Origin of the sequence: Motiliproteus coralliicola (assembly GCF_003345655.1) — a bacterium.
In the GTDB taxonomy this organism is placed as follows: Bacteria; Pseudomonadota; Gammaproteobacteria; order Pseudomonadales; family Balneatricaceae; genus Motiliproteus; species Motiliproteus coralliicola.
Genome location: NZ_QQOH01000001.1, coordinates 184,080 through 209,790, shown reverse-complemented (window position 1 = coordinate 209,790; position 25,711 = coordinate 184,080). Strand labels below are relative to the sequence as shown.

Here is a 25,711-nt window from a genome sequence, read left to right as displayed (position 1 = left end):
GTTATGCAGGAGCTTCTAGAGCAGCTTAAGCAACTGGTTTATGGCGTATGGTTGCACCGCTGGATTGCGGTGCTGATCGCGTGGATGGTCTGCGTTGTTGGCTGGCCCTTCGTGCTGAAATACCCGGATCAGTTTCAGTCTCAAGCAAAAGTCTACGTCGATACCCAATCATTGCTTTCTCCCCTGCTAAGGGGGCTCACGATTCAAACCAATCCGACACAACAGATACAACTGATTGTAAAGACGCTGTTTACGCGCCCTAATCTGGAAAAAATCGCCCGCCTTTCCGACTTGGATATTAAGACCCAGAACGACGAGGAGTTCGACCTAGTCATAACCGAGTTGCAGTCAGGGCTGAAGCTGAGTACAGCCGGTCGCGATAATATTTATGTGATCGGCTACCACAGCAGCTCAGCCGACGAAGCTAAGAGCGTCGTACAGGCCACGTTGACCACTCTGGTGGAGAATACTCTGGGGGACAAACGCGAGGATACGGATGTCGCAACAAATTTCCTGGACCGCCAGATCCAGGAGTATGAATCCCGACTCAATGAGGCGGACAATAAACTCAAAGAGTTCAAAAAAGTCAATTTTGAGCTAATGAGCGCCGGTGGGGGCTATTACTCCCGCGTTGAACATCTCAAAGGAACCATCTCGAGTGTTGACTTGGAACTCCGCGAAGCCCAAACCCGGCGCAAGTCGCTTGCCAAGCAGCTAGCCGGGGAGCAACCCACTTTCGGCATCATGCAGGACAGCCTGGGTTCCTTTAATATGACTTCCAGTTTTGATCGACGAATTGAGACACTGGAAAACAACCTCGACGAGTTACGCCTCAAGTACACCAATATCCATCCGGATATTAAAGAGACCCAGCGGATCCTTGACGACCTTCAACAAAAGCGTGAGAAGGAGCTGGAGGAGCGTCGAGAGGAGCTCGAAACCATCAATGCCCAGCGCGGTGGCGGACTCAATGAAAACCCGGTTTATCAGGAATTGAAGCTGGCACTGGCCCGCGAGGAGTCCAATGTCAGTTCGCTGCAGGTGCGCCGGAACACTTATGGCGCACAGCTGAAAGCACTCGAATCAAAAATCAACAGCATTCCTGATATCGAAGCTGAGCTCAAAGCCTTAGAGCGGGGCTACTCTATCACCCAGGAGAAGTACAACGAGCTGTTGAATCGTCGCGAGTCCGCCCGACTTTCCCAGCAAGCCGAAGTCAGCGCCGACAGCTTCCAGTTCCGGATTATCGACCCCCCCCGTACCCCAACCACCCCCACCGGTCCGAATCGCCCCTTACTGCTTTCAGCGGTGTTGGCGACAGGACTGGCAATAGGACTAGGGGTTGCCTTCCTGATTAGCCAAGTTCGACCGGTTTTCTTCTCCAGCAAGCAACTCAATGCGGTGACCGGAATTCCGGTTCTCGGCTCGGTGGCGGTCTATAGCGATGTTGAAGCGGCTCGTCACCACCGTAAAAGAACCCTGTTATTTGTCGTGCTGACCATCGCCCTGGTCGGTTCCTACGCCGGCATATTGCTGTTACAGCTATTCCCGGACCTCAACAGCAAGGTCGCGTCCCTGTTACCGGACATGCCGACCCACGTCAACGCCTATTACTTGAAGGCGAAGCAGCTGTTGATCAATTTCGTCAACAAGTTTTAGGGGGCGACATGAGTACGATTGAGAAAGCCCTGGAGAAACAGCGCCAGCTGGAACGGGAAAAGTCACTCCAGCAGGATCAGCAGACAGCACCATTGATCGGAGAAGAGAAGGTCGATCTTGATGGGCCCGTCGCCGAAGCACCGCTAAAACCAAAACTTAAGACCCATCGTTCCGGTCCACCACCGTTGCAACCGATGACTGCGCCTGAGGTACCTGCTGATCTGTTATCCAATAACGGCAGCCAAGAGGAGCAACCCAACAGACAAGACGCCATGGAGGCGCCTGCCAGCAGGCCCGACCAATTAGTCGAGATCGACATTGAACGGCTCGAAAGCCTCGGTATGGTGACACCCAACGAAACCTTCACCCACATCAAAGAAGAGTATCGTTACATCAAGCGTCCTCTGCTGAACAATGCCTTCGGTGCAGGCTCAACAACCCTGACCCGACCGAACCTAGTGTTGGTTACTAGTAGTTTTTCGGGCGAAGGTAAAACTTACACCACGGTCAACCTTGCCATCAGCATGGCACTGGAAGAAGACAGAAAAGTTCTGTTAGTAGATGCCGATGTCATCAAACCCCATATCTGCGAGCGCCTTGGCATACCGGATGGCCAGCTGGGGCTGATGGATTACCTCACCGGAAATGCAGAAGTTGAGGATATTATGTTCAACACCAATATCCCCAACCTGAAGCTGATCACCGCTGGTCGACGTCATCACCACTCCAACGAATTTATTGCCAGTGAAAAGATGAAGCGGTTTATGGATGAGTTGTCAGACCGCTATCCAGACCGGATAGTTATTTTCGATACGTCACCATTACTAGGCGCCAGCGAGACTAACGTCCTGGCTCAAATGACCGGTCAGGCTGTCGTAGTCGTTGAAGAAGAGCGCACTACCCATGCGCAACTGCAACAGGCACTGAGTCTACTCGATCCCAATATGGCGATCGGTCTAGTACTGAATAAGTCCAAGAGTCGAAGAAGGGAGTACTATGGCTACTATTACGCAAGCAGCAGCTAAGCTGTCGCTGCTGAGTCTTACTGTCGTTGTACTGCCAGCGCTAGCGGAAGAGACGAAAGACTGGAGCATCAACCCGACTCTCGGATTGGGACTGGAGTATACCGACAACCTGAATCTGGATGACACTGACAAGGTCGATACCTTTATCTACCGCGCCAGCCCTGGCGTGGCAATCAGTCGAAGCGGTAAGGGCCTGGACCTGGGGGTGAATTACCGAGTTAATTTACGCAGTTACTCCACCAGCCGAGAAAATGATAGTCACGATCATAATCTTAATGCCTTTGCCAACATGGAGTTAGTCGAAAATCGACTTACACTCGACACACGTGCAACAGCCCGCCAACAGTTGATCGACAATCGCGACTCCGGAGGCGGTGGCATCGCTCCTGATAACTTTACCAACACTCTGGCAATAGCTATCACGCCGACTTGGACTCAACGCATTGGCGAATATACCAATATCGGCATTTCCGGCACTTACGATTCGGTTGTTTTCGAAAAAGGCGCAGAAGATAGCGAAGGGTTTAAATACAATATCTTTGTCGATACAAAGAACAATCCCAATAAACTGTATTGGAACCTCGAGCTGAGACAGAATACAACCAAAGCAGAAGGGAGCAACAGTGAAACTCAGGAAGAGTTGGTCGAGGGACAACTAGGCTATCGTTATAGCCCGCAAGTGGACGTTCGTCTAGGTGGCGGGTACGTCGACAATAAGCAAGCTAATCCAACAAATGACGATGCAGAGAAAGGATCCTTCTGGTCTACAGGCTTAACCTGGACCCCAACGGCCCGCACCAGTTTAAATGGTTACTACAGCAGTCGAATTCAGACAGGCAACAGCCGCAGCATAGCCTTGAGTCACCGTAGAAAATCAACAGCTTGGAGCGTATCGTACCAACAATCATTAACCGACGTTCGAAGTCAGATACTCCAGATTACCACTGTTGGTTCACTGGTCTGCCCTAGCGGTGCCTCTATTAGCCTCTCTGACTGTCGCTTTGTCGCTCCCGGTGAAAATCCTGTACCCGGACCTAATGAACAGGTTTTTGGTATTGGAGCCCAAGTCCCCTCTCTGGTTGAAGGGCGCTTTATTTCAAACTCACTTAGCGCCGACATGACCTACCGAAAAAGCAAGACCACCCTATCAGTAGGAGCTTTTGTAACCGAACGCGAATTTCAAGATGGTAGCGGCCGTGAAGAGAAAGACCTTGGGTTTAACAGTAATTTAGGGCTGCGGCTTTCCGGTCGCAGTGATGTCCGGTTGGGCTACACCTGGTCATCACTGGAACCGGACACCAATGCCAGCGGCCAGGTGCGTGATTATCTAAACCAGGTAACCCTCGGGTGGACTTACCGACTCAGCAGCAAGTCCAGGCTGAGTACCGTTGTAAGTTACCAAAACCGAAACTCGGATGATGCCAGCCGCGAGTACAAGGAGTTTGGCGGCGGTATCAACTTCAACCACAGTTTCTGACGGGACTTAATATGTATGAATCCCATTTCGGACTAATCACGAAGCCTTTCCAGCTTAGTCCGGACCCCGATTTTTTCTTCTCCAGCAGCGGCCATAAGCGGGCGCTGTCCTACCTTCAGTACGGCCTTGGCCAGGGAGAAGGTTTTATCGTGATCACCGGCGAAGTCGGTACCGGTAAGACCACACTGATGCGTAATCTGCTGAAGAATATCGATAATCACAACGTGATTGCCGCCCAACTGGTCACCACCAAGCTGGAAGCGGATGACCTGCTGCGGATGATCTGCAGCTCGTTCGGCTTACCGGCGGAAAACAAAGCCAAAGCGGTCCTGTTACAGCAGTTCCATGACTTCCTGCAATCGGCCTATCAGGCCGGTAAACGGGTATTACTGGTGGTCGACGAAGCGCAGAACCTCCCGGCTGGCGCGATCGAAGAGCTTCGGATGCTGTCCAATTTTCAGATCACCGATGGCCCCCTGCTCCAGAGTTTCCTGCTCGGGCAACCGGAGCTGCGGGCGATTATTCAACAGCCCAGCATGGAACAGTTCCGACAACGGATCATCGCTTCGTGCCATCTCAAACCCCTGGCGCCGGCAGAGGTGAAGGAATATATCCTCTGGCGCCTTTCGGTCGCCGGCTGGGCCCAGAATCCGAAATTCTCGGACCTCAGCTTTGCCACCATCCACAAGCACACCGGTGGCGTCCCCCGTCGAATCAATATCTTCTGCGACCGACTGCTGCTGTTCTGCTTTCTTGAAGAGATCAACCTGATCAATGTTGATGCGGTCAATACCGTGGCGGAAGAGTTGGCAGAAGAACTCAGTCCCCAGGTGGCACCGATGCGAACGGCTGTAGTCCCGAGCCCGAGCCAACCTATGGCTCCTTCAGCCGCTCCCTCGCCCCCCTCAGCAACCTCTCCAACCCCGGTTGCCGAAGTCGATTTGGATCAACTGCAGGAGATCCACCACAAGATCGCTTCGATTAACGGCTATCTGAGCGAAACCCTGGAGGAGAAGATCGACATGATCCGTACCCTCGATAAAAAGCTTAAGCAAAAGATCGCCGAACTGGACAATTAAGACGGCTGATCTACGCGAAGCAGACCCAATGAAGAGGGGGCCCAACAGGCCCCCTCTTCATTGATCGTTCACATTCAAACGCCCAGTCAGTGGACGCCTTCTTGCTCCAGCTGACGCCAGATCGACCCACCACTCTTTTTATCTACCCGGTCGAGCATCTGCTCATGGGCTAACTGCTCCTGATCTGAGAGCCCGGCCACCATCAGGTTATACCGTCCGGCCTCCACCCGCTGAATGGCGGTGGCCACGCCATCACTGTCTCCGCTATGCCCCAACATCAGACTGGTCTGGCCACCGGTCATCATCAGATAAACATCGGCAAGGATCTCGGAGTCGAGCAAGGCGCCGTGCAGGGTCCGCTGGGAGTTATCGATCATGTAATGCTTACAGAGCGCATCCAGAGTGTTGCGCTGGCCAGGACGCATTTTGCGCGCCATCGCCAGGGTATCCAGCACGCCTGCCAGGTCCTCAACCCGCTGAGCCTGCGGATCCACCAGCATAAACTCGTGGTTCAGAAAGCCGACATCGAAGGGCGCGTTATGGATCACCAGTTCGGCACCACGGATAAACTCCTGGAACTCATGCATCACATCGGCAAAAAATGGTTTATCTTCGAGAAACTCGTTGGTGATACCGTGAACGGCAATCGCATCTTCGGGTACATCCCGCTGCGGGTTGATATAGCGGTGATAGGTTTTACCGGTTAGTTTTCGGTCAATCATCTCGACCCCACCGATCTCGATAATCCGGTGGCCTTCTCGTGGTTCTATGCCAGTGGTTTCCGTATCCAGTACTATCTGCCGCATCGCGTTTCTCATCTTCCAAATCTGTATTGAAGGCCGCCCGATATCGGCGACTTCGGGCGCTATCTTATCACAGCCCAACTGGCTACAATGCGCTGCTCTATAAGGGAGAACCATGTTGAGCGAAACCAAACACATTCAAGCCTTTACCGATGGCTCCTGCCTGGGCAATCCCGGCCCCGGAGGCTACGGTGCGTTGCTGATCTACAAAGACCACAATAAAGAACTGAGTCAAGGTTTCCGCCTGACCACCAACAACCGGATGGAGCTACTGGCCGCTATCGAAGCGCTGGCCGTACTCACCGAACCTTGCCAGGTCACGCTGACCACCGACAGCCAGTACGTCCGCCAAGGGATCACCCAATGGATTCACGGCTGGAAACGCAAAGGTTGGAAAACCGCCGACAAGAAGCCGGTCAAGAATAAAGACCTGTGGCAGCGACTGGACGAGGAGTGCAATAAGCACGAGGTCAACTGGCGCTGGGTCAAGGGCCATAGCGGCCACCCGGAAAACGAGCGCGTCGATGATCTAGCGCGCGAAGCCGCAGAAAACGGCCCTCATCTGGAAGATAAAGGCTTCAACGGCTGAACCCGCCGAAGCCATAATCAGCTATGGGGTAGCTCAGCCCCCATAAAGCGATTACTGATCGCCTCTTTAACCTGCCCCTCATTGCTGAGGAAATAGTCAACGAACGCCTGCGCAGCCGGTGACAGTCGCTTCTCGGCAGGATGAACCAGACACCAGGTCCGCACGATCGGGAAGGAATCCACATCCACATCAACCAGGCATCCAGTAGCAAGCTCCAGCGCCATACTGAAGCGCGACAGCACCGAGATACCTAGACCGGCCATGACGCCCTGCTTGATCGTCTCAGAACTCCCCAGTTCCATGGTCTGCTCCAGCTTGAGACCATGCTCCTTAAAGTGATCCTCAATCGCCTTGCGTGAGCCGGAGCCCTGTTCTCGCGTCAGAAAACGCTCTTGGGTCAACGCCTCGATCGGAACACTCTTCTGGCCGGCCAGCGGATGCCCCGGAGCCACGACGGGAAACATCGGGTTATCCAGAATCGGATACACTTTCAGTTTCATATCGCGCGGTACCTGGGCCATCAGCACCAGATCATCTTCGTTATTGGCCAATCGCTGGACCACATTGTTCCGGTTGGTGACCACCAGACTCAAATCAACATCCGGATAGTGACGATTGAACTCACCGATCAGGTGGGGGGCAAAATACTTAGCACTGGTTACCGTCGCAATCCGCAGATTACCGTGCATCCCACCCTTCATCTGGGTCAGCGCCATCTCCAGATTTTCCATCCGCTGGAATACATCATGGCAAGCCTGCTGCAATTCACGACCGGCATCGGTCAGGTACAGTTTCTTGCCGATATATTCGAATAGCGGCAGCCCGACGTGCTCTTCCAGCTGCTTGATCTGGATACTGACCGCTGGCTGGGTCAGGTGCTTCTCCTCTGCCGCCTTGGTGTAACTCATGTGTCGAGCCACACACTCAAACAGCGACAGCTGGCGCAGGGTCATTTTCATCGCAGTCTCACTGTCATCGGTATCAAAGACAAAACAGGGGCCAAGAGGCCCCTGTTCGCAGATTTACGCTTGTGGCGATACTAGCCGACAAACTTGATCATCACACCGGCAGCAACCGCTGAACCGATAACACCAGCCACGTTGGGGCCCATTGCGTGCATCAGCAGGAAGTTCTGCGGGTTCGCTTCCAGACCCAGCTTGTTCGACACTCGCGCCGCCATCGGTACAGCCGATACACCGGCAGAACCAATCAGCGGGTTGATCGGCGTACTGCTGAGCTTATTCATCAGTTTAGCCATCAGAATACCCGCCGCGGTACCGATACCGAAGGCAACCATACCCAGCAACAGAATACCCAGCGTGTTCAGGTCCAGGAACTTCTCCGCGCTCAGCTTGGAGCCGACCGACAGACCCAGGAAGATGGTAACGATGTTGATCAGTGCATTCTGGGCGGTATCGCTCAGACGCTCGACCACACCACACTCACGCATCAGGTTACCGAAGCAGAACATACCCAGTAGCGGTGCCGCATCCGGCAGCAGCATCGCAACCAGCAGCAGCAAAACCAGCGGGAAGAAGATCTTCTCGGTCTTGCTGACGTGACGCAGCTGAGTCATCTGCAGCTTACGCTCTTCCGGGTTGGTCAGCGCACGCATGATAGGCGGCTGAATCATCGGAACCAGAGCCATGTAAGAGTAGGCAGCTACCGCGATCGCACCCAGCAGATGCGGTGCCAGCAAACTGGCCACGTAGATCGCTGTCGGACCATCGGCACCACCGATGATGCCGATTGCGGCTGCGTCCTGAATGCTGAAGTCCATCAGACCCAGCGAAGTCAGACCTACCGCACCCAATACGGTCGCAAAGATACCGAACTGAGCGGCCGCACCGAGGAACAGCGTCTTCGGATTGGCCAGCAGCGGACCGAAATCGGTCATCGCGCCCACACCCATGAAGATCAGCAGCGGCGCAGCGCCACTGGCAATGGCCACGGTGTAGAAGTTATACAGCATGCCGTTGTTGTAGCCCGAATCAGCCGCGGTCTGCACCGCCAACAGATGAGGAGCTGCGCTGGCATTAGCGTAAGCTTCTTTGATCGCCTTAGGCTCGGCGCCCGCGTCCAGACCCAGCGCCTGGGCGATCGATGAGACCACCTCAGGACCACCCAGGTTCAGGGCGTTTTCCACCGCTGAGAAAGCCAGACCCGCTTCCGGGATGTTGGCCATGATGCCGCCAAACCCGATCGGGACCAGCAGCAGCGGCTCAAAGTTCTTCTTGATGGCCAGGAACAGAAGCAATAGGCCGACGATGATCATCACCGCCTGGCCGATCTGAATATTGAACAGACCAGAGCTGGTGAACAGCAGGATCAGTTTTTCCATGAGACCGCGCCTACCCTTACGCCAGAGTCAGCAGGGTGTCCCCTACTGCCACTGAATCACCTTCTTTGACGGAGATGCTACCGACAGTGCCGGACTTGGCGGCACGGACTTCGGTTTCCATCTTCATCGCTTCCAAGATGATCAGCACATCACCTTCTTCGACGACCTGACCGGCAGAGACTTCCACCTTCCAGATGTTACCGGCCAGCGGCGCGGCAACCGGCTCGCCACCGGTCGGAGCCGGAGCAGCGGCAGGTGCAGCAGCCGGAGCAGCAGCAGGTGCGGCGCCAGTCGCCGCCAGAGCAGCAACGTCACCACCTTCGGTAACCTGAACGACATAGCTCTGGCCGTTGACGTTGACGGTGTAGACATCTTCCTGGCCCGCCGGAACAGCAGCAGCCGGAGCCGCAGTCGCGTCTTCCAGAGTCGGTGCCGGCTCAAAGGCGTCGGCATTGCCACGATTTTCAAGGAACTTCAGGCCGATCTGCGGGAACAGTGCGTAAGTCAGCACGTCGTCGATCTCACGTTCACCGGACTCGAGGCGGAAGCCGTTCTTCTTAGACAGCTCACGCAGCTCTTCGGTCAGCTTCTCCAGTTCAGGTTCCAGCAGGTCTGCCGGGCGACAGGTGACCGGCTCGGCACCGTCCAGAACACGGGCTTGAAGTTCTTTATTGAATTCAGCCGGTGCAGCACCGTACTCACCCTTGAGGATACCGGCGGTCTCTTTGGAGATGCTCTTGTAACGCTCGCCGGTCAGCACGTTGATTACCGCCTGGGTACCAACGATCTGAGAGGTCGGAGTTACCAGCGGAATCAGACCCAGATCTTCACGAACACGCGGAATTTCTGCCAGAACGTCGTCGAACTTGTCGGCTGCGCCCTGCTCTTTGAGCTGGTTTTCCATGTTGGTCAGCATGCCACCCGGCACCTGAGCAACCAGAATGCGAGAATCGGTGCCCTTCAGAGAACCTTCGAACTTGGCGTACTTCTTCCGAACTTCACGGAAGTAAGCCGCAATCTCTTCGATCTTCTCCAGATCCAGACCAGTGTCACGGTCGGTACCGGCCAGCGCAGCGACGATAGACTCGGTGGCGCTGTGGCCGTAGGTCATCGACATGGAGGAGATAGCAGTATCGACGCGATCGATACCGGCTTCAGCCGCTTTCAGGATGGTCATATCGGACAGACCGGAAGTCGCGTGGGCGTGCAGATGCACTTCCAGGTCGGTCTGGGACTTCAGTCGAGTAACCAGATCGTAGGCATCATATGGCGTCAGGATACCGGACATATCCTTGATCGCGATGGAGTCAGCGCCCATATCTTCAAGCTGACGGGCAAAGTCGACCCACATCTCGGTGGTGTGAACACGACTCTTGGTGTAGGAGATAGTGCCCTGAGCATGTCCACCAACCTTCTTAACCGCCTGCAGCGCAGTGCCCATGTTGCGAGCGTCGTTCATCGCATCGAACACACGGAATACGTCAACACCGTTGGTGTGCGCACGCTCGACGAACTTGGTCACAACGTCATCGGCGTAGTGGCGGTAACCCAGAATGTTCTGCGCCCGGAACAGCATCTGCTGCTTGGTGTTCGGCATTACTTTTTTCAGTTCGCGGATACGCTCCCACGGATCTTCACCGATAAAGCGGATGCAGGAATCGAAGGTTGCACCACCCCAGCTTTCCAGGGACCAATAGCCAACCTGATCCAGCTTCTCAGCAATCGGCAGCATATCTTCGATACGCATACGCGTTGCAAACAGAGATTGGTGCGCATCACGCAGCACAACATCGGTAATACCCAGTGGTTTCTTAGTATCGGTCATGGTCACAGGCCTTTTAATTCCGAGTCTTTCGAAGGTTTACAATCTGAAGAGCGTAAATTTAAACGCATCACTTGCGAGGGTGGCGCTCACGATGTTGACGGATAGCCGCCGAGATCACCGCGATCAATTGCGCATTATCCACTGCCGCAGCGGGTGCGGCTTGCGGTGCTGCCTTGGGAGCAGCAGGAACCGGTTCAGGAAGATACTTCCCAACCATCTTGGACATAAATCCAGTGGCAAAAACCAACAGGGTCAGGAATACGAAAACGAAGCCCATGCCAAATACCATCAGCGTCAGACCTTCGTTAATCAGGTTGTTCGCTTCCATCGTTATCTCCTGCATCGATCGAGTTAGGTTCAGCCAAGCCTAGAAGCTTTGCCGGTTGTTATAGTGGTCGAATAAGATAGCGACTCAGGATCATAAAATATAATTAATAATATTGATATCGAGAATAAATAAAAACTTATCCTGATTTGTGCTGGCTTAGCGATCTTTCGATGGGGTACCGGAGCTCGAAAGCCTTGGGAAGGGATAGATACGAGCAGTTCCGGCTTTATCGGCTACGCCACCTCGACCAACTCGACTCGACTGCGCCACGGGCAGCGGGAAGACAAAGCGCCGTTTCCAGCTTTGCCCAACCGTAGCCGCCGCACCGGTCTCCTTGCAAGCCGTCAGCATCCAGAAGGCACCATTCAGTGAATGGGAACGCTGCCCCCAGCGCTCGCAGAACTGCATCCGGTCCATCCACCGGGAACTATGCCAGGGCGGACGAAAGAATCCGGAGTCAGCCCGTTCAGATTTCATCTCCAATAATTTGAGCCAGTCATGCATTCGCCGCCGTGCCATAAAATGGCCAACCCAGGGTACCTGCTTGGACTTTCGTTTCCACAACCGGTGCAAGCCCCAGAAGCTATGGGGATTGAAGCCGATAATGATCAACCGGCCACCGGGACGCAACACTCTGATCGCTTCACGCAGCGCATCATGTGGGCTTTGGGCAAAATCGAGAGCATGATGTAGAACCACCGCATCAATGCATTCGTTGGCAAGCGGGAGGCTCTCCATATCCCCGACCAGCGTATTCGGAGCCAGCTCCCCATCCATCTCGGCGGCCAACATAAAGCGATGCCCAGCCGGAGACCCCCGGGTCAAATCGGGCAGATCCAGCACGCTGATCTGTAGCAGGTGATAGCCAAATAACCGCGGAGTGACCTGATCGAGCAATTGCTGCTCGGTCGCCAGCAACTGCTGACCCAGCTCAGTTTCAAACCATTGCTTGATGGGCTGGCGCAACTTCGCCAGTGAGGGAGATGATGGATTGGTTGTGCTTACTAACATATCAACTACAACCTGTCGCTGATCATGGGTACTACCCGTCAACACCTACTGACCGACAAAGTGGTTCGGCAGGGTAGCGGACAAGCTAAAAAGTGCGTCTAATTATAGAATACCGATCCAAAATGTCAGGAGTCTATTCATGTTTCAACTGCACCCGCTGCCTGCTTTTCAGGACAACTATATCTGGATGCTCCAAAGCCCAGATGCTCCGGGGCTTGCCGTGGCTGTCGATCCGGGGCAAAGCGAACCGGTCAAACAGTGGTTGAAACAAAATCAACTCCAACTGGCAGCGATTCTGATTACCCACCACCATCCGGATCATACCGGAGGCGTTGCCGAACTGACCGCTGCGCAGCCGGACATCACCGTCTACGGCCCGGCCGAGTCGCCTTTCCAAGCAATCACCAAGCCTCTCAACGACGGTGATCGGATTGAAATTCTCGGGCAGCGACTCAACGTCAAGCGTGTACCGGCCCATACCCTGGATCATATCGCCTACTACACCCCGTTTACGGGGCCGCGGGATCAAGCCCAGTTGTTCTGTGGTGACACCTTATTTGTCGCTGGCTGCGGACGCCTGTTTGAAGGCAGTGCCGAGCAGATGCATCAGGCGATGCAGTTCTTCCGCGGCCTACCCGACAGTACCCAGATCTGCTGCGCCCATGAATACACCCTCAGCAACCTCAACTTCGCAATTGCGGTTGAGCCTAACAACCCTGATATTCAATCCTGCATCCAGCGTTGCCAACAATTACGTGATCAGTCCCTGCCAACCCTTCCCGGCAAGCTCGCCGAAGAAAAGCGTATCAACCCGTTCATGCGCTACGATCAACCCAGCGTGATGGCCGCCGCCCAGCAGCGTGAGCCTGACTGCAGCAACAACGAAGCCCGGGTGCTTGCCACGATCCGGCGCTGGAAAGACAATTTTTAATTTCATCTGAGGCTTTCCAATCCAGATCAAATCAGGCCGGGATAACCCCGCCCCGCTCTTGACCCGGTGACCCTCGGCTCCCTAAACTGCGCACTGCATCAAATTGCTTGTAGACGTTAAACAGGGGGCCGCTGGGAACTGACCCGATCCGCCCGAACCAAGACTCCGGGGTGGACGGTGAATTTACAGCCAAAATACTTAGCCTTATTGATCTCAAGCCTGCTACTGAATGGTTGCCAGACGCTGACACAGCTCGGTTCAGAATCGCAACCGACCGCAGAGCCAGAAGCCAAATCGATAGCCTCAACGAGCGTAGCCTCCACCAAGCCAACGCTGGAACAGCAGCTGGCCGTACCCGTTATAACACCGGCCTACCAACAGTTTAATGATGCCGAGCCCGCAGCTCAGCAGCCGACCACCGAGTCGGTATCCGTTGAAACGGAGCCGGTTAGTGATGATCTCTGGCAGCGCACCCGGGAGCACTTCGCCCTCGACCACAACATCGATCAGCCACGAATCCAATCGCAGCTGAAGTGGTACAGCCGTCATCCCAAGTATCTCGACCGCATGGCCGATCGTGCCAGCCGTTACTACTACTATGTATTGGAACAGGTCATCAGCCGGGGTATGCCCGCTGAGCTGGCGCTGTTACCCATTGTAGAGAGCGCTTACGACCCCTTTGCCTACTCCCATGGCCGCGCGGCCGGACCCTGGCAATTCATCCCGATGACCGCCAAGCGCTTTAAACTCAAGCACAGCTGGTGGTACGACGGACGACGTGACATTCAGGCCTCAACCAAGGCCGCACTGGATTATCTGGAACTGCTGAACAAGCGTTTCGATGGCGATTGGCTGCTAGCCCTGGCGGCCTATAATGCCGGTGGCGGCAATGTCTCCAAGGCGATCCGCAAGAACCGTGAACGCAATAAACCGACCGACTTCTGGTCATTGAAGCTGCCCAAAGAGACCAGTGCCTACGTACCCAAACTACTGGCGCTGGCGAAACTGTTCGACAATCCACAAGCCTACGGCCTCAGCCTGAAGCCGCTACCTAACCGGCCCTACTTTGCCGCCGTAGACACCGGCTCCCAGATTGACCTGGCCAAAGCCGCCGAGCTGGCCGACATCAGCATCGAAGAGCTCTACCTGCTGAACCCTGGCTTCAACCAGTGGGCCACCGATCCGCAAGGCCCTCACCAACTGTTGGTACCGGTCGAAAAAGCCGATGGGTTCCGTCATGCACTGGACAGCTACCCGCCGGAAAAACGGGTCAGCTGGGCCCGCTACAAGGTCCGCTCCGGAGACAGCCTGATCGCTATTGCCAAGCGCAATAACACCACGGTCGAAACCATCCGCACCAGCAATAAGCTGCGCGGCAATACTATTCGAATTGGTCAGATGCTACTGATCCCCAAAGCCTCCGCCAAGGCCGGAGTGTACGCCTACAGCCAGGGACAGCGACAGCAGCAGAAGAACCAGCGGATTGCTTTACGCTCGGGCAAAGCCAAACTCAACTATAAAGTACGCTCTGGCGATAGTTTCTGGAAAATTGCTCGAGCCCATGGGGTTGGCGTTCGGCAGCTGGCAGCCTGGAATCAGATGGCTCCGGGCGATCCGCTTCGGATCGGCCAGAAGCTGGTGATCTGGCAACCGGCTGGCACTGTCTCCAACCGAAGCGTTGCCTCCAACGACAGCCGCAAGGTGGTTAGGAAAATCGGTTACCGGGTTCGCTCCGGGGATTCCTTTGCACGTATTGCCGGAAAGTTTAATGTCAGCCTAAATGACATCAAGCGTTGGAACAGCAAGGCAGCCAAGGCCAAATACCTGAAACCGGGACAGATGTTGACCCTATATGTGGATGTTACCCAGATCAGGAACTAATGACCGTCCCCCGAACTAAGCGCCCAAAGCCTGCGCTGCGCCGATAACAAAAAGCCTCGCCTAAGCGGGGCTTTTTAGGATTCAGTCATTAACTTCCAGCATCGAGCCTTAAATCGAGATGGTTAGGCCTGCTCTTTTCGATGCTCATCCAAGTGAGCAACATTGCTGGGTACCGAGGTTTCCTGAAGCCAATTCAAAACTTCTTCACTGCTTCTGAAGTTGGGCGAGCCTACCCAGATCGATGACATCAGGTTAGCCAGTTCCAATAGCAGCTGACGATAATGGTTGGAGAACAATCGATTGCCCAAACGGGAAGTAAACCAGCGCAGAATCATCTTACGCTGATCCTCCTGATTATGGTTGACGTGCTCTTTCAAATGCTCCATCAACTGCTCTAACCGCTGACGGTCATCAGGAGATAGATCGGCACTCATCGTGACCAGTTGCAACTCTAACCAAACATCAGAAAGAGATTTTAAGTCCTTGTCCATCGCTCGACTCTCACAGGACAGATCGTAAATACGGCTCTTATGTTAACTACGATCGATTAACTAATTCTGCTCAGCTTCCCGCCAAACAAACTTGATATGTCTATGACCGTCCTTAGTCGATGCAGCGCCTTGAAATTGATCCATTCCATCTTGTGCCCAGATTGAATAAGAGTCAATAACATCAAGAGAATCAATAGAAAAAACACCGCATCTCTAACGTAGTTCTATGCAACAGACATAGTCATCTAAGCATAGTTCAAAATTCATACTTTTGAGTATCGACCTAGAATCCTCGGACTTTACCGATTCAACTCAATTTTTTTAGGAACATCAAGTCCGTATTATTGTGCAACAAGCTGTTCGAACAGGCTTTTCTAACATTTGTCAGAGCATCGCTATACTGAAAGTATGCGAGAGAAGATTGATGTACTCTTTCGGCGAGTAAGGGGTACCCAAATCGAGCAACCCTGCGAGCCGGTCAAGCGGGCGCTGATCCTGTCAGGCGGTGGTGCCCGAGCGGCCTATCAGGTCGGTGTCCTCAAAGCACTGGCGCAGATTCTACCGGCCGATGCACCCAACCCTTTTCCGATCATCTGCGGGACCTCTGCCGGGGCCATCAACGCACTGTCTCTGGCTTGCCATACGGGGAATTTCAGTGAGGCTGTTTCCGATCTGGAACAGATCTGGCAAAACCTTACCCCCTCTCAAATCTATCGCGCCGATCTTTGGTCTTTGATTCGGGGTGGAACCCGCCTAGCAGCCTCACTGTTCAACGAAGGCGTCGGCCGTCACCAACCACTAGCGCTGCTGGATAACCGTCCGCTACGTCAGTTGATAGAGGATCGGATCCAATTCAATCAGATCGATATCGGTATTGCTCAGGGGCAACTCGAAGCGGTCAGCGTGACCGCCATGGGATACAGCAGCGGCGAGTCGGTCAGTTTCTATCAGGGCAGCACTCAAATCGACTCTTGGAAACGGCATCGCCGTAACGGCTGTGCATGCAAACTCAGAGCCGATCACCTGATGGCCTCGTCAGCGATACCCACCATCTTCCCAACGGTTCATATCAACCGCGAGTATTTCGGCGACGGTGCGCTACGTCAACTGGCCCCCATCAGCCCGGCACTTCACCTGGGAGCAGAGCGAGTCTTCGTCATCGGTGTCAGTGGCAACCGCAACCCGCAGCACTGGATCAGGCGACGGCGCACCCGCCATTCTCCCTCGATGGCTCAGATCATGGGCCACCTGCTTGCCAGTGCCTTTATCGACTCACTGGAAGGCGATATCGAACGACTGGAACGTATCAATGAACTGATCGATTTGGTCGAACCCGACAAACGGGCTGAGCAGGGACTGCCGCTGAAAAAGGTGGACAGCCTGATCATCTCTCCGACTAAGGAACTGGATAAAATTGCCGGCCGCAAAATCCGTTATCTGCCTCGAACACTACGCTTCTTTATGCGCGCCGTCGGTGCGACGGCCAAAGGCGGCGGTGCTACGGCAGCCAGTTATCTGCTGTTTGCCCAACCCTTCTGCCAGGAGCTGATTGATTTGGGATACAAAGACACCATGTGGGAGCGGGACAGCATCGAGCGATTCTTCTCAGACCCCTGCCCGCTCCCCAGCAACGAAGCCCCCAAAAAATCAGAGCTGGTTACCAGCAACCCCTAAAACGCATTCAAATCAAGCACATAGCAACAATCTTTATCCTTGCATATCAAATACTTATCTGACGTATAAATATTTAAAATCGAAAAAACTAGATGAAGGTCAAGGTTGGGTAAAAAACCCCTTTACCCCTTCGGGAAAACCCGTATATTCAGATCTGCATTCCGCGTAGCACAACAACGCTACCGTTTTGTGAATACTGGGCACAGTCGCCCTTTTGGCCTCATCTTTTTTGCACTGCAGGCCAATAATAATAAACACGATGATGTAAGGAGCCTGTAATGATCATCGAATGCATCTGCAATGACGGTTTTGAAGATCAGCTGACTTCCAGCTACGAATACACAATCGTCAAAATGGGAAGCAACTCGGTATTAATCGAGAACGATCAGGGACAGACACGCTGGTACGGCACTCGCCGTTTCGAGTTCAAGCTGGCCTAAGGCCATCTGAAACAAAAAAGCCGGGGATTAGCCCGGCTTTTTTTGTTGAAGAGCTCGCATTGGCGCCAACGAATCCATCGGTTCGCTATACACCCTCACCGATCTTGGCCGGTAAACTCAGCGTTAATCCCCAACCCTTGGCACGCGACTGTGCCTGCTGCCGGAAGTGTTCCCTTACCGGACTACCCTCGGGCTTTTGCAGGTAATAGAGCAGCGTTGCCGCCTGCTCCTGGCTGATACCCTGCTTTTCTCCCCACTGCTGAACATAGAGCGCCAAGCTGTTACTGGTCAGATCAGGCAGCGCCTGCGGTAAAGGAACTTCAAGGGATTCACCCTCAATCACCCGACGGCAGAGCTGGCGGTAGTGGTGTTCGAAATCGGGAAATACCTCCGGCTTGTCTTCGGTACGCAAACGGAACCAATCGGTGGCACGGCCAGCATAGTAGACAGCTGGGTGGCTCCAGTCGTGCTGCCGAGGCTTATCCGCAAAACGGCAGGCTTCGACATAGGCCCGCAGCACTTCCGGTAAACCATACTCGGCCAGATCACGCTTCAACAGCTGCAGGAACTCGGCAATAGTCGGCGGCCAGACAAAGCTCTCTTTACAACGATCTATCGCCTCGACGATATCGCGCTCGGTATAACCCCGTAGACTCAGCGCCCATTCACGCTTGGCGACTCGCAACTCGGACTCGTCTTGGAACAGGCTCTTGAACTTGTGGCCGTAGATGGTCATCAGCCGCACAAACAGCATATTGACCAGCTGTTTGGTTTCTACCGGAATCGGGTCCGAGGCTTGGGCCTGCTGATCACCAGTCGGTGTTGTGGATGTCCATGGCCGCCCGGGTGATTCGTTCACGCTTATCCTGTCGAGTACGTGTTTGATCTCTTTCACCGCTGGCCCCCTGTTGTTTATCTCGACTCTGCTGACGATATTGTTGCTGTTGAGCGCTGATCCACTCCCGTGAAACCCATTTCATAAAGGGCTGCTCCCAGGATGTCTTCCGTTTTCCCTGACCCAGATAATACGTGATGAACTGATCAACACAGGCCAGCGCAAAGGCCTCGGAAATATTGTTCTTAACCAACCGTCGCAAGGTATCAGCACCAGGCTGCCAGTCATGGGCAATCTCGCTCAACTGCTGCTTCTGCCGCTCCTGCTGCTCGAACAATCGCTCCAGGTCATCTTTAGGCCTGGCCCAACCGGTACTACCACCGAAGCTGGGCGCCGGCCCGCGGCTGACCACGGACTCCAACGCCGTTGACGGCCTTGGATCAACTGCCACTGGCGGCATCGGATTCGAAGTCGCGCTCGGCGGTGCGATCGCCACCTCAGACTCTTCGACGGGCGCCGGATAGGCGACCGGATCAACCTCATGCCCTGTCTCAGATTGGCACTCGGGCTGCGGATCACCCGTGGAGGGCAACATTAACTGAATCGCGCCATTGGCCAGGAACTGGGCCTCCAACACATCGAACCCGACCAACTCGCTGGTCAGTTGAGCCAGGCGATCCTCATCCCAGAACGGTGCCAGCTGCAACCATTCGCGCCGACGCAAACGGACCACCAGGCGCTCCTCGCTATCAGGAGCCCCATGATGCTGCAGGTACTGGTGATAGATCGCCAACAACAGCGCAGGCTCAGCACCAAAGCGCTGCCCCAGGGAGGGGTAAAACAGAATGGGAGATTCAGGAAACAGAGAACTCATCGACTACGCCACCAGGCGGCACAGCACCCTAGCCCCACACAGCAACGCTACGCTGACAGGCCTGAGCCACCCTGTTGATCAAAGCGTCGATGATAACACAAGCCACCCGGTTCGGCGCCGCTTAAAAACACCGGCACCGGGCGTTCAATGGTGATTAGTTCTGCTTGGAAACGAAGTCGCTGACAGCGCGCAAGATATCCTTGCGGCTGATCTGTCCGACCAGTTTACCTTCGCGCAGTACCGGCATCCGGCGGCGGCGCCCTTCGATAAACAGCTCCGACAACGAGATGATATCGGCATCGCTGGCCACGGTATCAACTTCAGCCGTCATGAAGTCGCCGACACAGCCGCCGTGCTCCTCCTCATGGTAAGTGTGCTGCAAAATCGCCTTCAGGCAGTCCACTTCAGAAAGCATACCGATCATCTCACCGCGGTCGTTCACTACCGGTGCACCGGAGATGTTGGACTCGGAGAAGATATTGATCGCATCGAACAGCTCGGTTTCCGGTTTAAAGGTAACCAGCTGAGTGGTCATGTAATCTTCAACCTTGACACTTTTTAGCATGTAACTGCTCCTTCTAGTTCTGCCGGGGCAGAGTGGGATCGCCTTCCTGGTTGACCTTCAGAGTCAAAACTCAGGCAAAGACGACCGTCTTGTTGCCGTGGACCAGAACCCGGTCCTCCAGATGCCAGCGCAGCCCTCGCGCCAGCACAGTTTTCTCTACATCACGCCCTTGGCGCACCATATCCTCGGCACTGTCGTTATGGGTGATCCGAATCACATCCTGATCGATGATCGGCCCGGCGTCGAGCTCTTCGGTCACATAGTGGCAAGTGGCACCGATCAGCTTAACACCGCGCTCGTGGGCCTGGTGATAGGGCCGGGCGCCGACAAAGGATGGTAGGAAGCTGTGATGGATATTGATCACCCGCGAAGCATACTGTTCGCACAGCGCCGGCGGCAGAATCTGCATATAACGCGCCAGCACGATGGTATCGATCTGATGCTCCTCGATCAGTTGTTCCATCGCCCGAAAAGCGGGTTCTTTATCGTCCTTATCGACCGGCACATGGTGGTAGGGAATATCGTGCCACTCGACCATGCTGCGCAGATCGTCATGATTCGAAATGACGCAGGGAATTTCGCAATCCAGCTCGTTGCTGTGATAACGGTACAACAGATCCGACAGACAGTGGGCCTGCTTACTGGCCAGCAATGCCACCCGCTTGGGCTTGGCCGAATCGGTCAACGACCAGGTCATATTGAAAGACTGAGCGATGGGGGCGAAGGACTCGCGCAGCTCTTCGATCGAATAGGACAGATTGCGGGTACTGATCTCATAGCGCATGAAGAACCAGCCGGTTGAGCTGTCCGAGTGCTGGCTGGCCTCGGCAATCGAGCCACCGTGACTCGACAGAAAATTACTGACCATCGCCACGATGCCAACCCGATCCGGGCATGAGATAACCAAACGGTAACGCGGTTCCATAAACCTCTTGCTCAACCTCCAAGCGCTGCCGCCGGATAAAATAGATCATGGCGGCTGAATTCCGTCGGCATTCTAGCAACTTATCCGTTTATTGTTATCCCCCAAAAGGCACAAATGACACCGATACAACCCCACTTACAGGCTATCGGTCAGGGCCGCGCAGATAAAATCGTTACGGTGCAGTCCCTTAATTTTATGGGTCCACCACTGCACTTCGACACTCCCCCAGCGGGTCAGTAGATCCGGATGATGGCCCTGGTTCTCGGCCAGCTCTCCCACCACATTGGTGAACGCCAGCGCATCGACAAAATTCTTGAACTCGAAACGGCGCACCAACCTGGGCACCCCATCACGCTCGATAATGTTCCACTGCGGAATCTGCAACAACAGCTGCTGCGCCTCCTGCTCGCTCACACGCGGCGCATCGGCTCGGCAAGCCTCGCAATGCTGCTTGGTTAAATCGCTCATCGTTTCCTCCCACTGCCGCAGCAGATCGCTTGTTATACTCACTAAAGACCAACTTTGACGGGACCTCAACCTGGAATGACGAAAAACTCTCAGCAGCGTCTGCTCACCCTGACCGCACGCAAACTGGATATCGACACCCACCAGGAACTCACCATCTACCTGCATCAGGATAGCTACGTCTGTCACTCCGAGGGGTTCTCCGCGCTATCGCGGGTGCGGGTCAACAGCGACGATCACTCGATTATCGCCACCCTGCATATTGTCCGCGGCAGCCAGTTAACCCCTTATGAGATCGGCTTCTCCGACTCGGCCTGGCAGCATATGCAGCTGACCGATGGCGATCAGGTCTGGGTCAGTCACCCTAAGCCGCTGGAGTCCCTCTCCTACCTGCGTGCCAAGGTGTTCGGACACAAACTCAACGAGGATCAGATCCGCACCATCGTCAACGACGTGGTGGCCGGCCGCTACGCCGATGTTCACCTGGCCGCCTTTATCACCGCTTGCGGCGATCGCAAGCTGGATACCGACGAGATTATCGCCCTGACCCGGGCCATGGTGGACAGCGGCAGCCGTCTGAACTGGCAGCGCGATATCATCGTCGACAAACATTGCGTCGGCGGCCTGCCCGGCAACCGCACCACCCCGATCGTAGTCTCGATTTTGGCCTCGCTCGGCCTGACCATGCCCAAGACCTCTTCCCGGGCGATCACCTCTCCGGCCGGTACCGCCGATACCATGGAGACCCTGACCGAAGTCAGCCTGAGCCTGAGCCAGATGCAGGAGGTGGTCCGCCAGCACGGTGGCTGCCTGGCCTGGGGCGGTTCGGTCCAACTCAGTCCGGCCGACGACCTGCTGATCCGGGTAGAGCGGGCACTGGATATCGACAGCGAAGGACAGCTGATCGCCTCGGTGCTGTCGAAAAAGATCGCTGCCGGTGCCACCCATGTGCTGATCGATATCCCGGTCGGCCCCACCGCCAAGGTGCGGGATCAGCAATCGGCCAAGCGCCTGGCCGAGCAACTACGGACCGTCGCCCAAGCCCTGGGGCTGCAACTTCGGGTTCTGTTCAGCGACGGCAGCCAGCCGGTCGGTCGCGGTATCGGCCCTGCGCTGGAAGCCCTGGATATCCTGGCCGTGCTGGAGAACAGTCCGCAAGCGCCCCAGGACTTGAAGGAGCGCGCCATCCTGCTGGCCGGCGAACTGTTGGAGATGAGCGAGGCGGCCGCCGCCGGAAAAGGACAGCAGCAAGCCCGCCAAGCCCTTGAACAGGGACATGCCTGGCAGTGCTTCCAGGCGATCTGCCAAGCTCAGGGCGGCTTGCGCCAACCCCCGGTGGCCAACTACCGCTACAACCTGCTGGCCGACTGCGCCGGCAGGGTTGCGGCGATTGACAACCGCCTGCTATCCCAGGCCGCCAAGCTGGCCGGCGCTCCGGTCGACAAAGCCGCCGGCATCGTGATCTACAAGCACCTGGGCGACAGCGTCAAGTCGGGAGAGACCCTGCTGACCCTGCACGCTGAAAGCCCAGGAGAACTTGATTACGCGGTCGAATTCCTTAATGCTCATCCGGAACTGATTCAGCTCCAACCCGATCCAATTCCATAGCGACAACCCAGCAAACAACGAGACCGCCCTTGAATCGAAACGCCATCCTTTTCAATCTCGGCAGTGACCCGGCGTTAGCACGCCAACTGGCCGAGCAGCTCGACATCGAACTCGGTCAACTCAACAGCCGCCAATTCCCGGACCGGGAAACCTACCTGCGCGTCGACAGCGATTGCCAGGACAAGACCGCGCTGATCCTGTGCAACCTGTTCGATCCCGATCCGAAGATCATGCCGCTGCTGTTTCTGGCCGAGACCCTACGTGATCTCGGCGTGAAACGGATCGCCCTGATCACCCCGTACCTGTGCTACATGCGCCAGGACAAACGCTTCCAACCCGGGGAGTGCGTCAATGCGATTCCGTTCGCCAAGCTGATCTCCAACTATTTTGATTTTCTTATAACCATCGACCCACACCTGCATCGGATCACCAGCTTGGATCAGGTCTACCAAATCCCCACCCGGGTCGTGGCCGCCGCACCGCTGATCGCAGAATGGCTCAAGAGCCAGGATCAGTCGGTATTGCTGATCGGCCCGGACAGTGAGAGCGAGCAGTGGGTCAGCGAAGTCTCCCGACTCTCCGGCGCCCCCTTCGTGGTGCTGGAGAAGACCCGTCGCGGCGACCGTGATGTCGACGTCTCCCTGCCCCAGGTCGAGCGCTGGCAGGGCTACCGACCGGTGTTGCTGGACGACATCATCTCCAGCGGTCGCACCATGCTCAGCACCCTGTCCAAGCTGGCCGGGCAGGGCCTGGGACAGCCGATATGTATCGGGGTGCACGGCATCTTTGCCGATGACGCCTACCGGGAGTTGAGTGAGCAGGCCGAGGTGATCACCACCAACTGCATCCCCCACCCGTCCAATCAGATCGAGATCGCCTCTGCCCTGGCCGAACCGCTGCGCGCATGGCTGCAAGCCGCTCCCGAATCCTGACCCAGCCGCTGCCAGCCGCCGGGCTGGCCGACGCAGAGCTGCACTACCAGGCCCAGTTTCTGTCCGCCGTCGAGGCTGACCATTACCTCGCCCAGCTGCAACAGCAGCTGGACTGGCGTCAGGATCGTATCCGGCTGTTCGGTCGTGAAACCCCGATCCCCCGACTGCAGGCCTGGTATGGCGACCCGGGGTTGCACTACCGCTATTCCGGCCTGAGTCTGTACGCCCAGGGCTGGCCCGATCCACTACTGGCGTTGAAGCAACAACTCGAACAGCAGACCGGCCAGCGCTTCAACGCCGTGCTGGCCAATCTCTACCGCAACGGCGTCGACAGCATGGGCTGGCACGCCGACGACGAACCCGAACTCGGTCCCAATCCGGTGATCGCCTCGCTGAGCCTGGGCCAGCCACGCCCGTTCCAGCTGCGCCGCCGTGACGACCCGACCCAGCGCTACGAGCTGCTGCTCGAGCACGGTTCCCTGCTGCTGATGGCCGGTTCGACCCAACACCACTGGCAACATGCCCTGCCCAAACGCACCCGACTGAACCAGCCGCGGATCAATCTGACCTTTCGGCAGATCATTCAATCTTGATTCACCAGACAAGCTGCCTAAAACCTGATTAGACAGCGATGGAATACAGCGCAGGCTAATGCCTTGAAGCCCCAAAATAGCGACTCGCCTGAACTTAAGCGTACAGTGATTAAAACTCCAACTGCTGTGACAGGTCACTGTTGATCTTGTACCAACTGGCTTTTTCAGAAACCCAGATATGTTTCTGCTCGGGCGCCTGAGGATCATCGTCCAGAGATCCCAAACGAAGAATGACATGCTCGGTGTTATCCCGCTTGGCGTACACCTGGGTACCACAGCGGGAGCAAAAGTAACGCTGCTTGCCGGGTGAGGATTCGAACGATTTCAGGTGCTCTGCCCCATGCAGTTTAAAGACATTATCGGCTACGGCCGCGACACTCGAAAACGCCGAACCATGGGCTTTACGGCAGGTCTGGCAGTGGCAATGCACAATCTCACCCACCGCCCCCGTAATGTTGTAACTGACCTTTCTACACAAACAACTACCGTTAATCATCGCCTTTCCCTTCCCTAGTTCTCTTTGGCATTAGTTCACTTTGTCATCTGTTGTAGGGCACCATGCTGCCTACAGCGTCGGCTTTTCCAGTTCCTCAACCAGATACCCCACCTCTTCCGCCTTCTCGGCAAACAGCGCTCTGGCATCGGCCAGCCCCTGGTTATAAAAGTGTGCACCGATCGCCTTGGCGAAGAATTCGATCAGAAACTCGGCCTCAAAACCGCCGATATCCTGGTCAAGCTCATCGTTGAAATAGGTTTTGATCTTGTCGACGATGCGGTCGGTTTCTTCCCTGGATAGTCGAAACTCGGTCATTGTTTTTCCCTAATTAAACAATCCTTGACTATGGAAACGCCGGCTTAATTGAGCACTGAAGCACCAAAAGAGTGGACATAGTACACAGCTTGCACACATGCTACACAGCTACTTTTTAGCTGTCACTGACTGGTATTTTTTGTTGCGATAAAAGAAAGAGATAGTAAAAACCTGAGATAAATGCCGTACTAACTAAAAATGTATACCCCCACCGAACTGCAAGTCGTGCAATATCTAAAGCTTCTAGCGCCGTTATTTCACCAAGTAACACTAAATTTGATGCTTTATTAGTTGTATATATCATTGCTCCTGCAAGAGCAGTGGCCCATGATACAAATGAAAAAATACCGAGCAATGCTACGATTGAAACACAAATTAGATCTATCGTTGATATAGACCTCTTTTGGACCCAAGCCCTACCTATTCCAGAGGCAGAAATTGCCAAAAGGCCTGTTAATACTGGAATCATTACCTTAACAACTTCCAGAATAAATTTTGCAGTTTCTATATAGGGTAGTGTCATTTGGCTTATAGCTGTAGGCAGATTAA

The 25,711-nt window shown here is 55.1% G+C and carries 27 protein-coding genes; 12 read left to right on the top strand and 15 right to left on the bottom strand.

Annotation, left to right across the window (positions count from 1 at the left end; translation table 11 throughout):
- Window positions 1–3 precede the first annotated feature (3 nt).
- Genes DV711_RS01015 through DV711_RS01000 form a run of 4 tightly spaced genes read left to right on the top strand, consistent with a single transcriptional unit; the run spans window position 4 to window position 5,240 of the window.
- Entirely contained in the window at window positions 4–1,659 is a 1,656-nt protein-coding gene (locus DV711_RS01015) for an XrtA system polysaccharide chain length determinant (RefSeq protein ID WP_114693794.1), read from the top strand.
- 8 nt (window positions 1,660–1,667) lie between these two features.
- Window positions 1,668–2,684 (top strand): XrtA-associated tyrosine autokinase, encoded by a 1,017-nt coding sequence (locus DV711_RS01010; RefSeq protein WP_114693793.1) that lies wholly within the window; start codon window positions 1,668–1,670, stop codon window positions 2,682–2,684.
- Window positions 2,656–4,161 (top strand): TIGR03016 family PEP-CTERM system-associated outer membrane protein, encoded by a 1,506-nt coding sequence (locus DV711_RS01005; RefSeq protein ID WP_114693792.1) that lies wholly within the window; start codon window positions 2,656–2,658, stop codon window positions 4,159–4,161. The genes DV711_RS01010 and DV711_RS01005 overlap by 29 nt, the downstream gene beginning before the upstream one ends.
- A gap of 11 nt (window positions 4,162–4,172) precedes the next feature.
- Window positions 4,173–5,240 (top strand): XrtA/PEP-CTERM system-associated ATPase, encoded by a 1,068-nt coding sequence (locus tag DV711_RS01000; protein WP_114693791.1) that lies wholly within the window; start codon window positions 4,173–4,175, stop codon window positions 5,238–5,240.
- A gap of 86 nt (window positions 5,241–5,326) precedes the next feature.
- Here DV711_RS01000 and dnaQ read toward each other — a convergent pair whose 3' ends face one another.
- Window positions 5,327–6,046 (bottom strand): DNA polymerase III subunit epsilon, encoded by a 720-nt coding sequence (dnaQ, locus tag DV711_RS00995; RefSeq protein WP_114693790.1) that lies wholly within the window; start codon window positions 6,044–6,046, stop codon window positions 5,327–5,329.
- A 115-nt stretch (window positions 6,047–6,161) separates the two neighbouring features.
- Between dnaQ and rnhA the strand changes: the two genes are divergently transcribed.
- On the top strand, window positions 6,162–6,632 hold the full coding sequence (gene rnhA / locus DV711_RS00990; protein WP_243633707.1) for a ribonuclease HI: 471 nt from the start codon (window positions 6,162–6,164) through the stop codon (window positions 6,630–6,632).
- Between the two features lie 17 nt (window positions 6,633–6,649).
- Here rnhA and DV711_RS00985 read toward each other — a convergent pair whose 3' ends face one another.
- From DV711_RS00985 to DV711_RS00965, 5 genes are all read right to left on the bottom strand, one after another.
- Window positions 6,650–7,591, bottom strand: a complete 942-nt coding sequence (locus DV711_RS00985) for a LysR family transcriptional regulator (RefSeq protein ID WP_114693788.1) — start codon at window positions 7,589–7,591, stop codon at window positions 6,650–6,652.
- An 80-nt stretch (window positions 7,592–7,671) separates the two neighbouring features.
- Window positions 7,672–8,973, bottom strand: coding sequence for a sodium ion-translocating decarboxylase subunit beta (locus tag DV711_RS00980; protein WP_114693787.1), 1,302 nt, complete (start codon window positions 8,971–8,973; stop codon window positions 7,672–7,674).
- Window positions 8,974–8,989: 16 nt separating this feature from the next.
- Window positions 8,990–10,798: a sodium-extruding oxaloacetate decarboxylase subunit alpha gene (oadA, locus tag DV711_RS00975; protein WP_114693786.1), complete on the bottom strand. Its 1,809-nt coding sequence runs from the start codon at window positions 10,796–10,798 to the stop codon at window positions 8,990–8,992.
- Between the two features lie 67 nt (window positions 10,799–10,865).
- Window positions 10,866–11,126, bottom strand: a complete 261-nt coding sequence (locus DV711_RS00970) for an OadG family protein (RefSeq protein WP_114693785.1) — start codon at window positions 11,124–11,126, stop codon at window positions 10,866–10,868.
- Between the two features lie 156 nt (window positions 11,127–11,282).
- Entirely contained in the window at window positions 11,283–12,137 is an 855-nt protein-coding gene (locus tag DV711_RS00965) for a class I SAM-dependent methyltransferase (protein ID WP_114693784.1), read from the bottom strand.
- Between the two features lie 139 nt (window positions 12,138–12,276).
- Between DV711_RS00965 and gloB the strand changes: the two genes are divergently transcribed.
- Together gloB and DV711_RS00955 are read left to right on the top strand one after the other, a co-directional pair.
- A complete protein-coding gene (gloB, locus tag DV711_RS00960) occupies window positions 12,277–13,068 on the top strand; it encodes a hydroxyacylglutathione hydrolase (protein ID WP_114693783.1) in 792 nt (263 codons plus the stop codon).
- A gap of 177 nt (window positions 13,069–13,245) precedes the next feature.
- Window positions 13,246–14,949: a LysM peptidoglycan-binding domain-containing protein gene (locus DV711_RS00955; RefSeq protein ID WP_243633706.1), complete on the top strand. Its 1,704-nt coding sequence runs from the start codon at window positions 13,246–13,248 to the stop codon at window positions 14,947–14,949.
- A gap of 122 nt (window positions 14,950–15,071) precedes the next feature.
- Here DV711_RS00955 and DV711_RS00950 read toward each other — a convergent pair whose 3' ends face one another.
- The gene (locus tag DV711_RS00950; protein WP_133297378.1) at window positions 15,072–15,440 is read right to left on the bottom strand and encodes a hypothetical protein; all 369 of its coding nucleotides are present in this window, start codon (window positions 15,438–15,440) and stop codon (window positions 15,072–15,074) included.
- A gap of 408 nt (window positions 15,441–15,848) precedes the next feature.
- Between DV711_RS00950 and DV711_RS00945 the strand changes: the two genes are divergently transcribed.
- Window positions 15,849–17,114 carry a patatin-like phospholipase family protein gene (locus DV711_RS00945; RefSeq protein WP_114693780.1) on the top strand — a complete coding sequence of 422 codons (1,266 nt, stop codon included), beginning with the start codon at window positions 15,849–15,851 and terminating at the stop codon, window positions 17,112–17,114.
- A gap of 278 nt (window positions 17,115–17,392) precedes the next feature.
- Window positions 17,393–17,554, top strand: coding sequence for a hypothetical protein (locus DV711_RS19425; protein WP_165839957.1), 162 nt, complete (start codon window positions 17,393–17,395; stop codon window positions 17,552–17,554).
- Between the two features lie 85 nt (window positions 17,555–17,639).
- On the opposite strand, the gene DV711_RS00940 is transcribed toward DV711_RS19425, so the two are convergent.
- The 5 genes from DV711_RS00940 to DV711_RS00920 all read right to left on the bottom strand — a co-directional run bounded on the left by DV711_RS00940 (window position 17,640) and on the right by DV711_RS00920 (window position 21,221).
- Complete coding sequence (locus DV711_RS00940) at window positions 17,640–18,413, bottom strand: replication protein P (RefSeq protein ID WP_243633705.1); 774 nt, start codon at window positions 18,411–18,413, stop codon at window positions 17,640–17,642.
- Window positions 18,364–19,263 carry a DnaT-like ssDNA-binding domain-containing protein gene (locus tag DV711_RS00935; protein ID WP_114693778.1) on the bottom strand — a complete coding sequence of 300 codons (900 nt, stop codon included), beginning with the start codon at window positions 19,261–19,263 and terminating at the stop codon, window positions 18,364–18,366. The genes DV711_RS00940 and DV711_RS00935 overlap by 50 nt, the downstream gene beginning before the upstream one ends.
- A gap of 154 nt (window positions 19,264–19,417) precedes the next feature.
- Entirely contained in the window at window positions 19,418–19,828 is a 411-nt protein-coding gene (locus tag DV711_RS00930) for a CBS domain-containing protein (RefSeq protein WP_114693777.1), read from the bottom strand.
- Between the two features lie 70 nt (window positions 19,829–19,898).
- Complete coding sequence (gene purU, locus DV711_RS00925; RefSeq protein ID WP_114693776.1) at window positions 19,899–20,753, bottom strand: formyltetrahydrofolate deformylase; 855 nt, start codon at window positions 20,751–20,753, stop codon at window positions 19,899–19,901.
- 135 nt (window positions 20,754–20,888) lie between these two features.
- Window positions 20,889–21,221, bottom strand: coding sequence for a 4a-hydroxytetrahydrobiopterin dehydratase (locus DV711_RS00920; protein WP_114693775.1), 333 nt, complete (start codon window positions 21,219–21,221; stop codon window positions 20,889–20,891).
- Window positions 21,222–21,296: 75 nt separating this feature from the next.
- Here DV711_RS00920 and DV711_RS00915 point away from each other — a divergent pair, with 75 nt between their 5' ends.
- Genes DV711_RS00915 through DV711_RS00905 form a run of 3 tightly spaced genes read left to right on the top strand, consistent with a single transcriptional unit; the run spans window position 21,297 to window position 24,351 of the window.
- Window positions 21,297–22,826 (top strand): thymidine phosphorylase family protein, encoded by a 1,530-nt coding sequence (locus DV711_RS00915; protein WP_114693774.1) that lies wholly within the window; start codon window positions 21,297–21,299, stop codon window positions 22,824–22,826.
- A 29-nt stretch (window positions 22,827–22,855) separates the two neighbouring features.
- Window positions 22,856–23,758, top strand: a complete 903-nt coding sequence (locus tag DV711_RS00910; RefSeq protein ID WP_243633704.1) for a ribose-phosphate pyrophosphokinase — start codon at window positions 22,856–22,858, stop codon at window positions 23,756–23,758.
- Window positions 23,731–24,351, top strand: a complete 621-nt coding sequence (locus tag DV711_RS00905) for an alpha-ketoglutarate-dependent dioxygenase AlkB family protein (protein WP_114693773.1) — start codon at window positions 23,731–23,733, stop codon at window positions 24,349–24,351. The genes DV711_RS00910 and DV711_RS00905 overlap by 28 nt, the downstream gene beginning before the upstream one ends.
- A 109-nt stretch (window positions 24,352–24,460) precedes the next feature.
- Here DV711_RS00905 and DV711_RS00900 read toward each other — a convergent pair whose 3' ends face one another.
- The 3 genes from DV711_RS00900 to DV711_RS19270 all read right to left on the bottom strand — a co-directional run bounded on the left by DV711_RS00900 (window position 24,461) and on the right by DV711_RS19270 (window position 25,685).
- Entirely contained in the window at window positions 24,461–24,847 is a 387-nt protein-coding gene (locus DV711_RS00900) for a GFA family protein (RefSeq protein WP_114693772.1), read from the bottom strand.
- 69 nt (window positions 24,848–24,916) lie between these two features.
- A complete protein-coding gene (locus tag DV711_RS00895) occupies window positions 24,917–25,162 on the bottom strand; it encodes a DUF2164 domain-containing protein (protein ID WP_114693771.1) in 246 nt (81 codons plus the stop codon).
- A 115-nt stretch (window positions 25,163–25,277) separates the two neighbouring features.
- Window positions 25,278–25,685 carry a hypothetical protein gene (locus tag DV711_RS19270; protein WP_133297377.1) on the bottom strand — a complete coding sequence of 136 codons (408 nt, stop codon included), beginning with the start codon at window positions 25,683–25,685 and terminating at the stop codon, window positions 25,278–25,280.
- Window positions 25,686–25,711 lie beyond the last annotated feature (26 nt).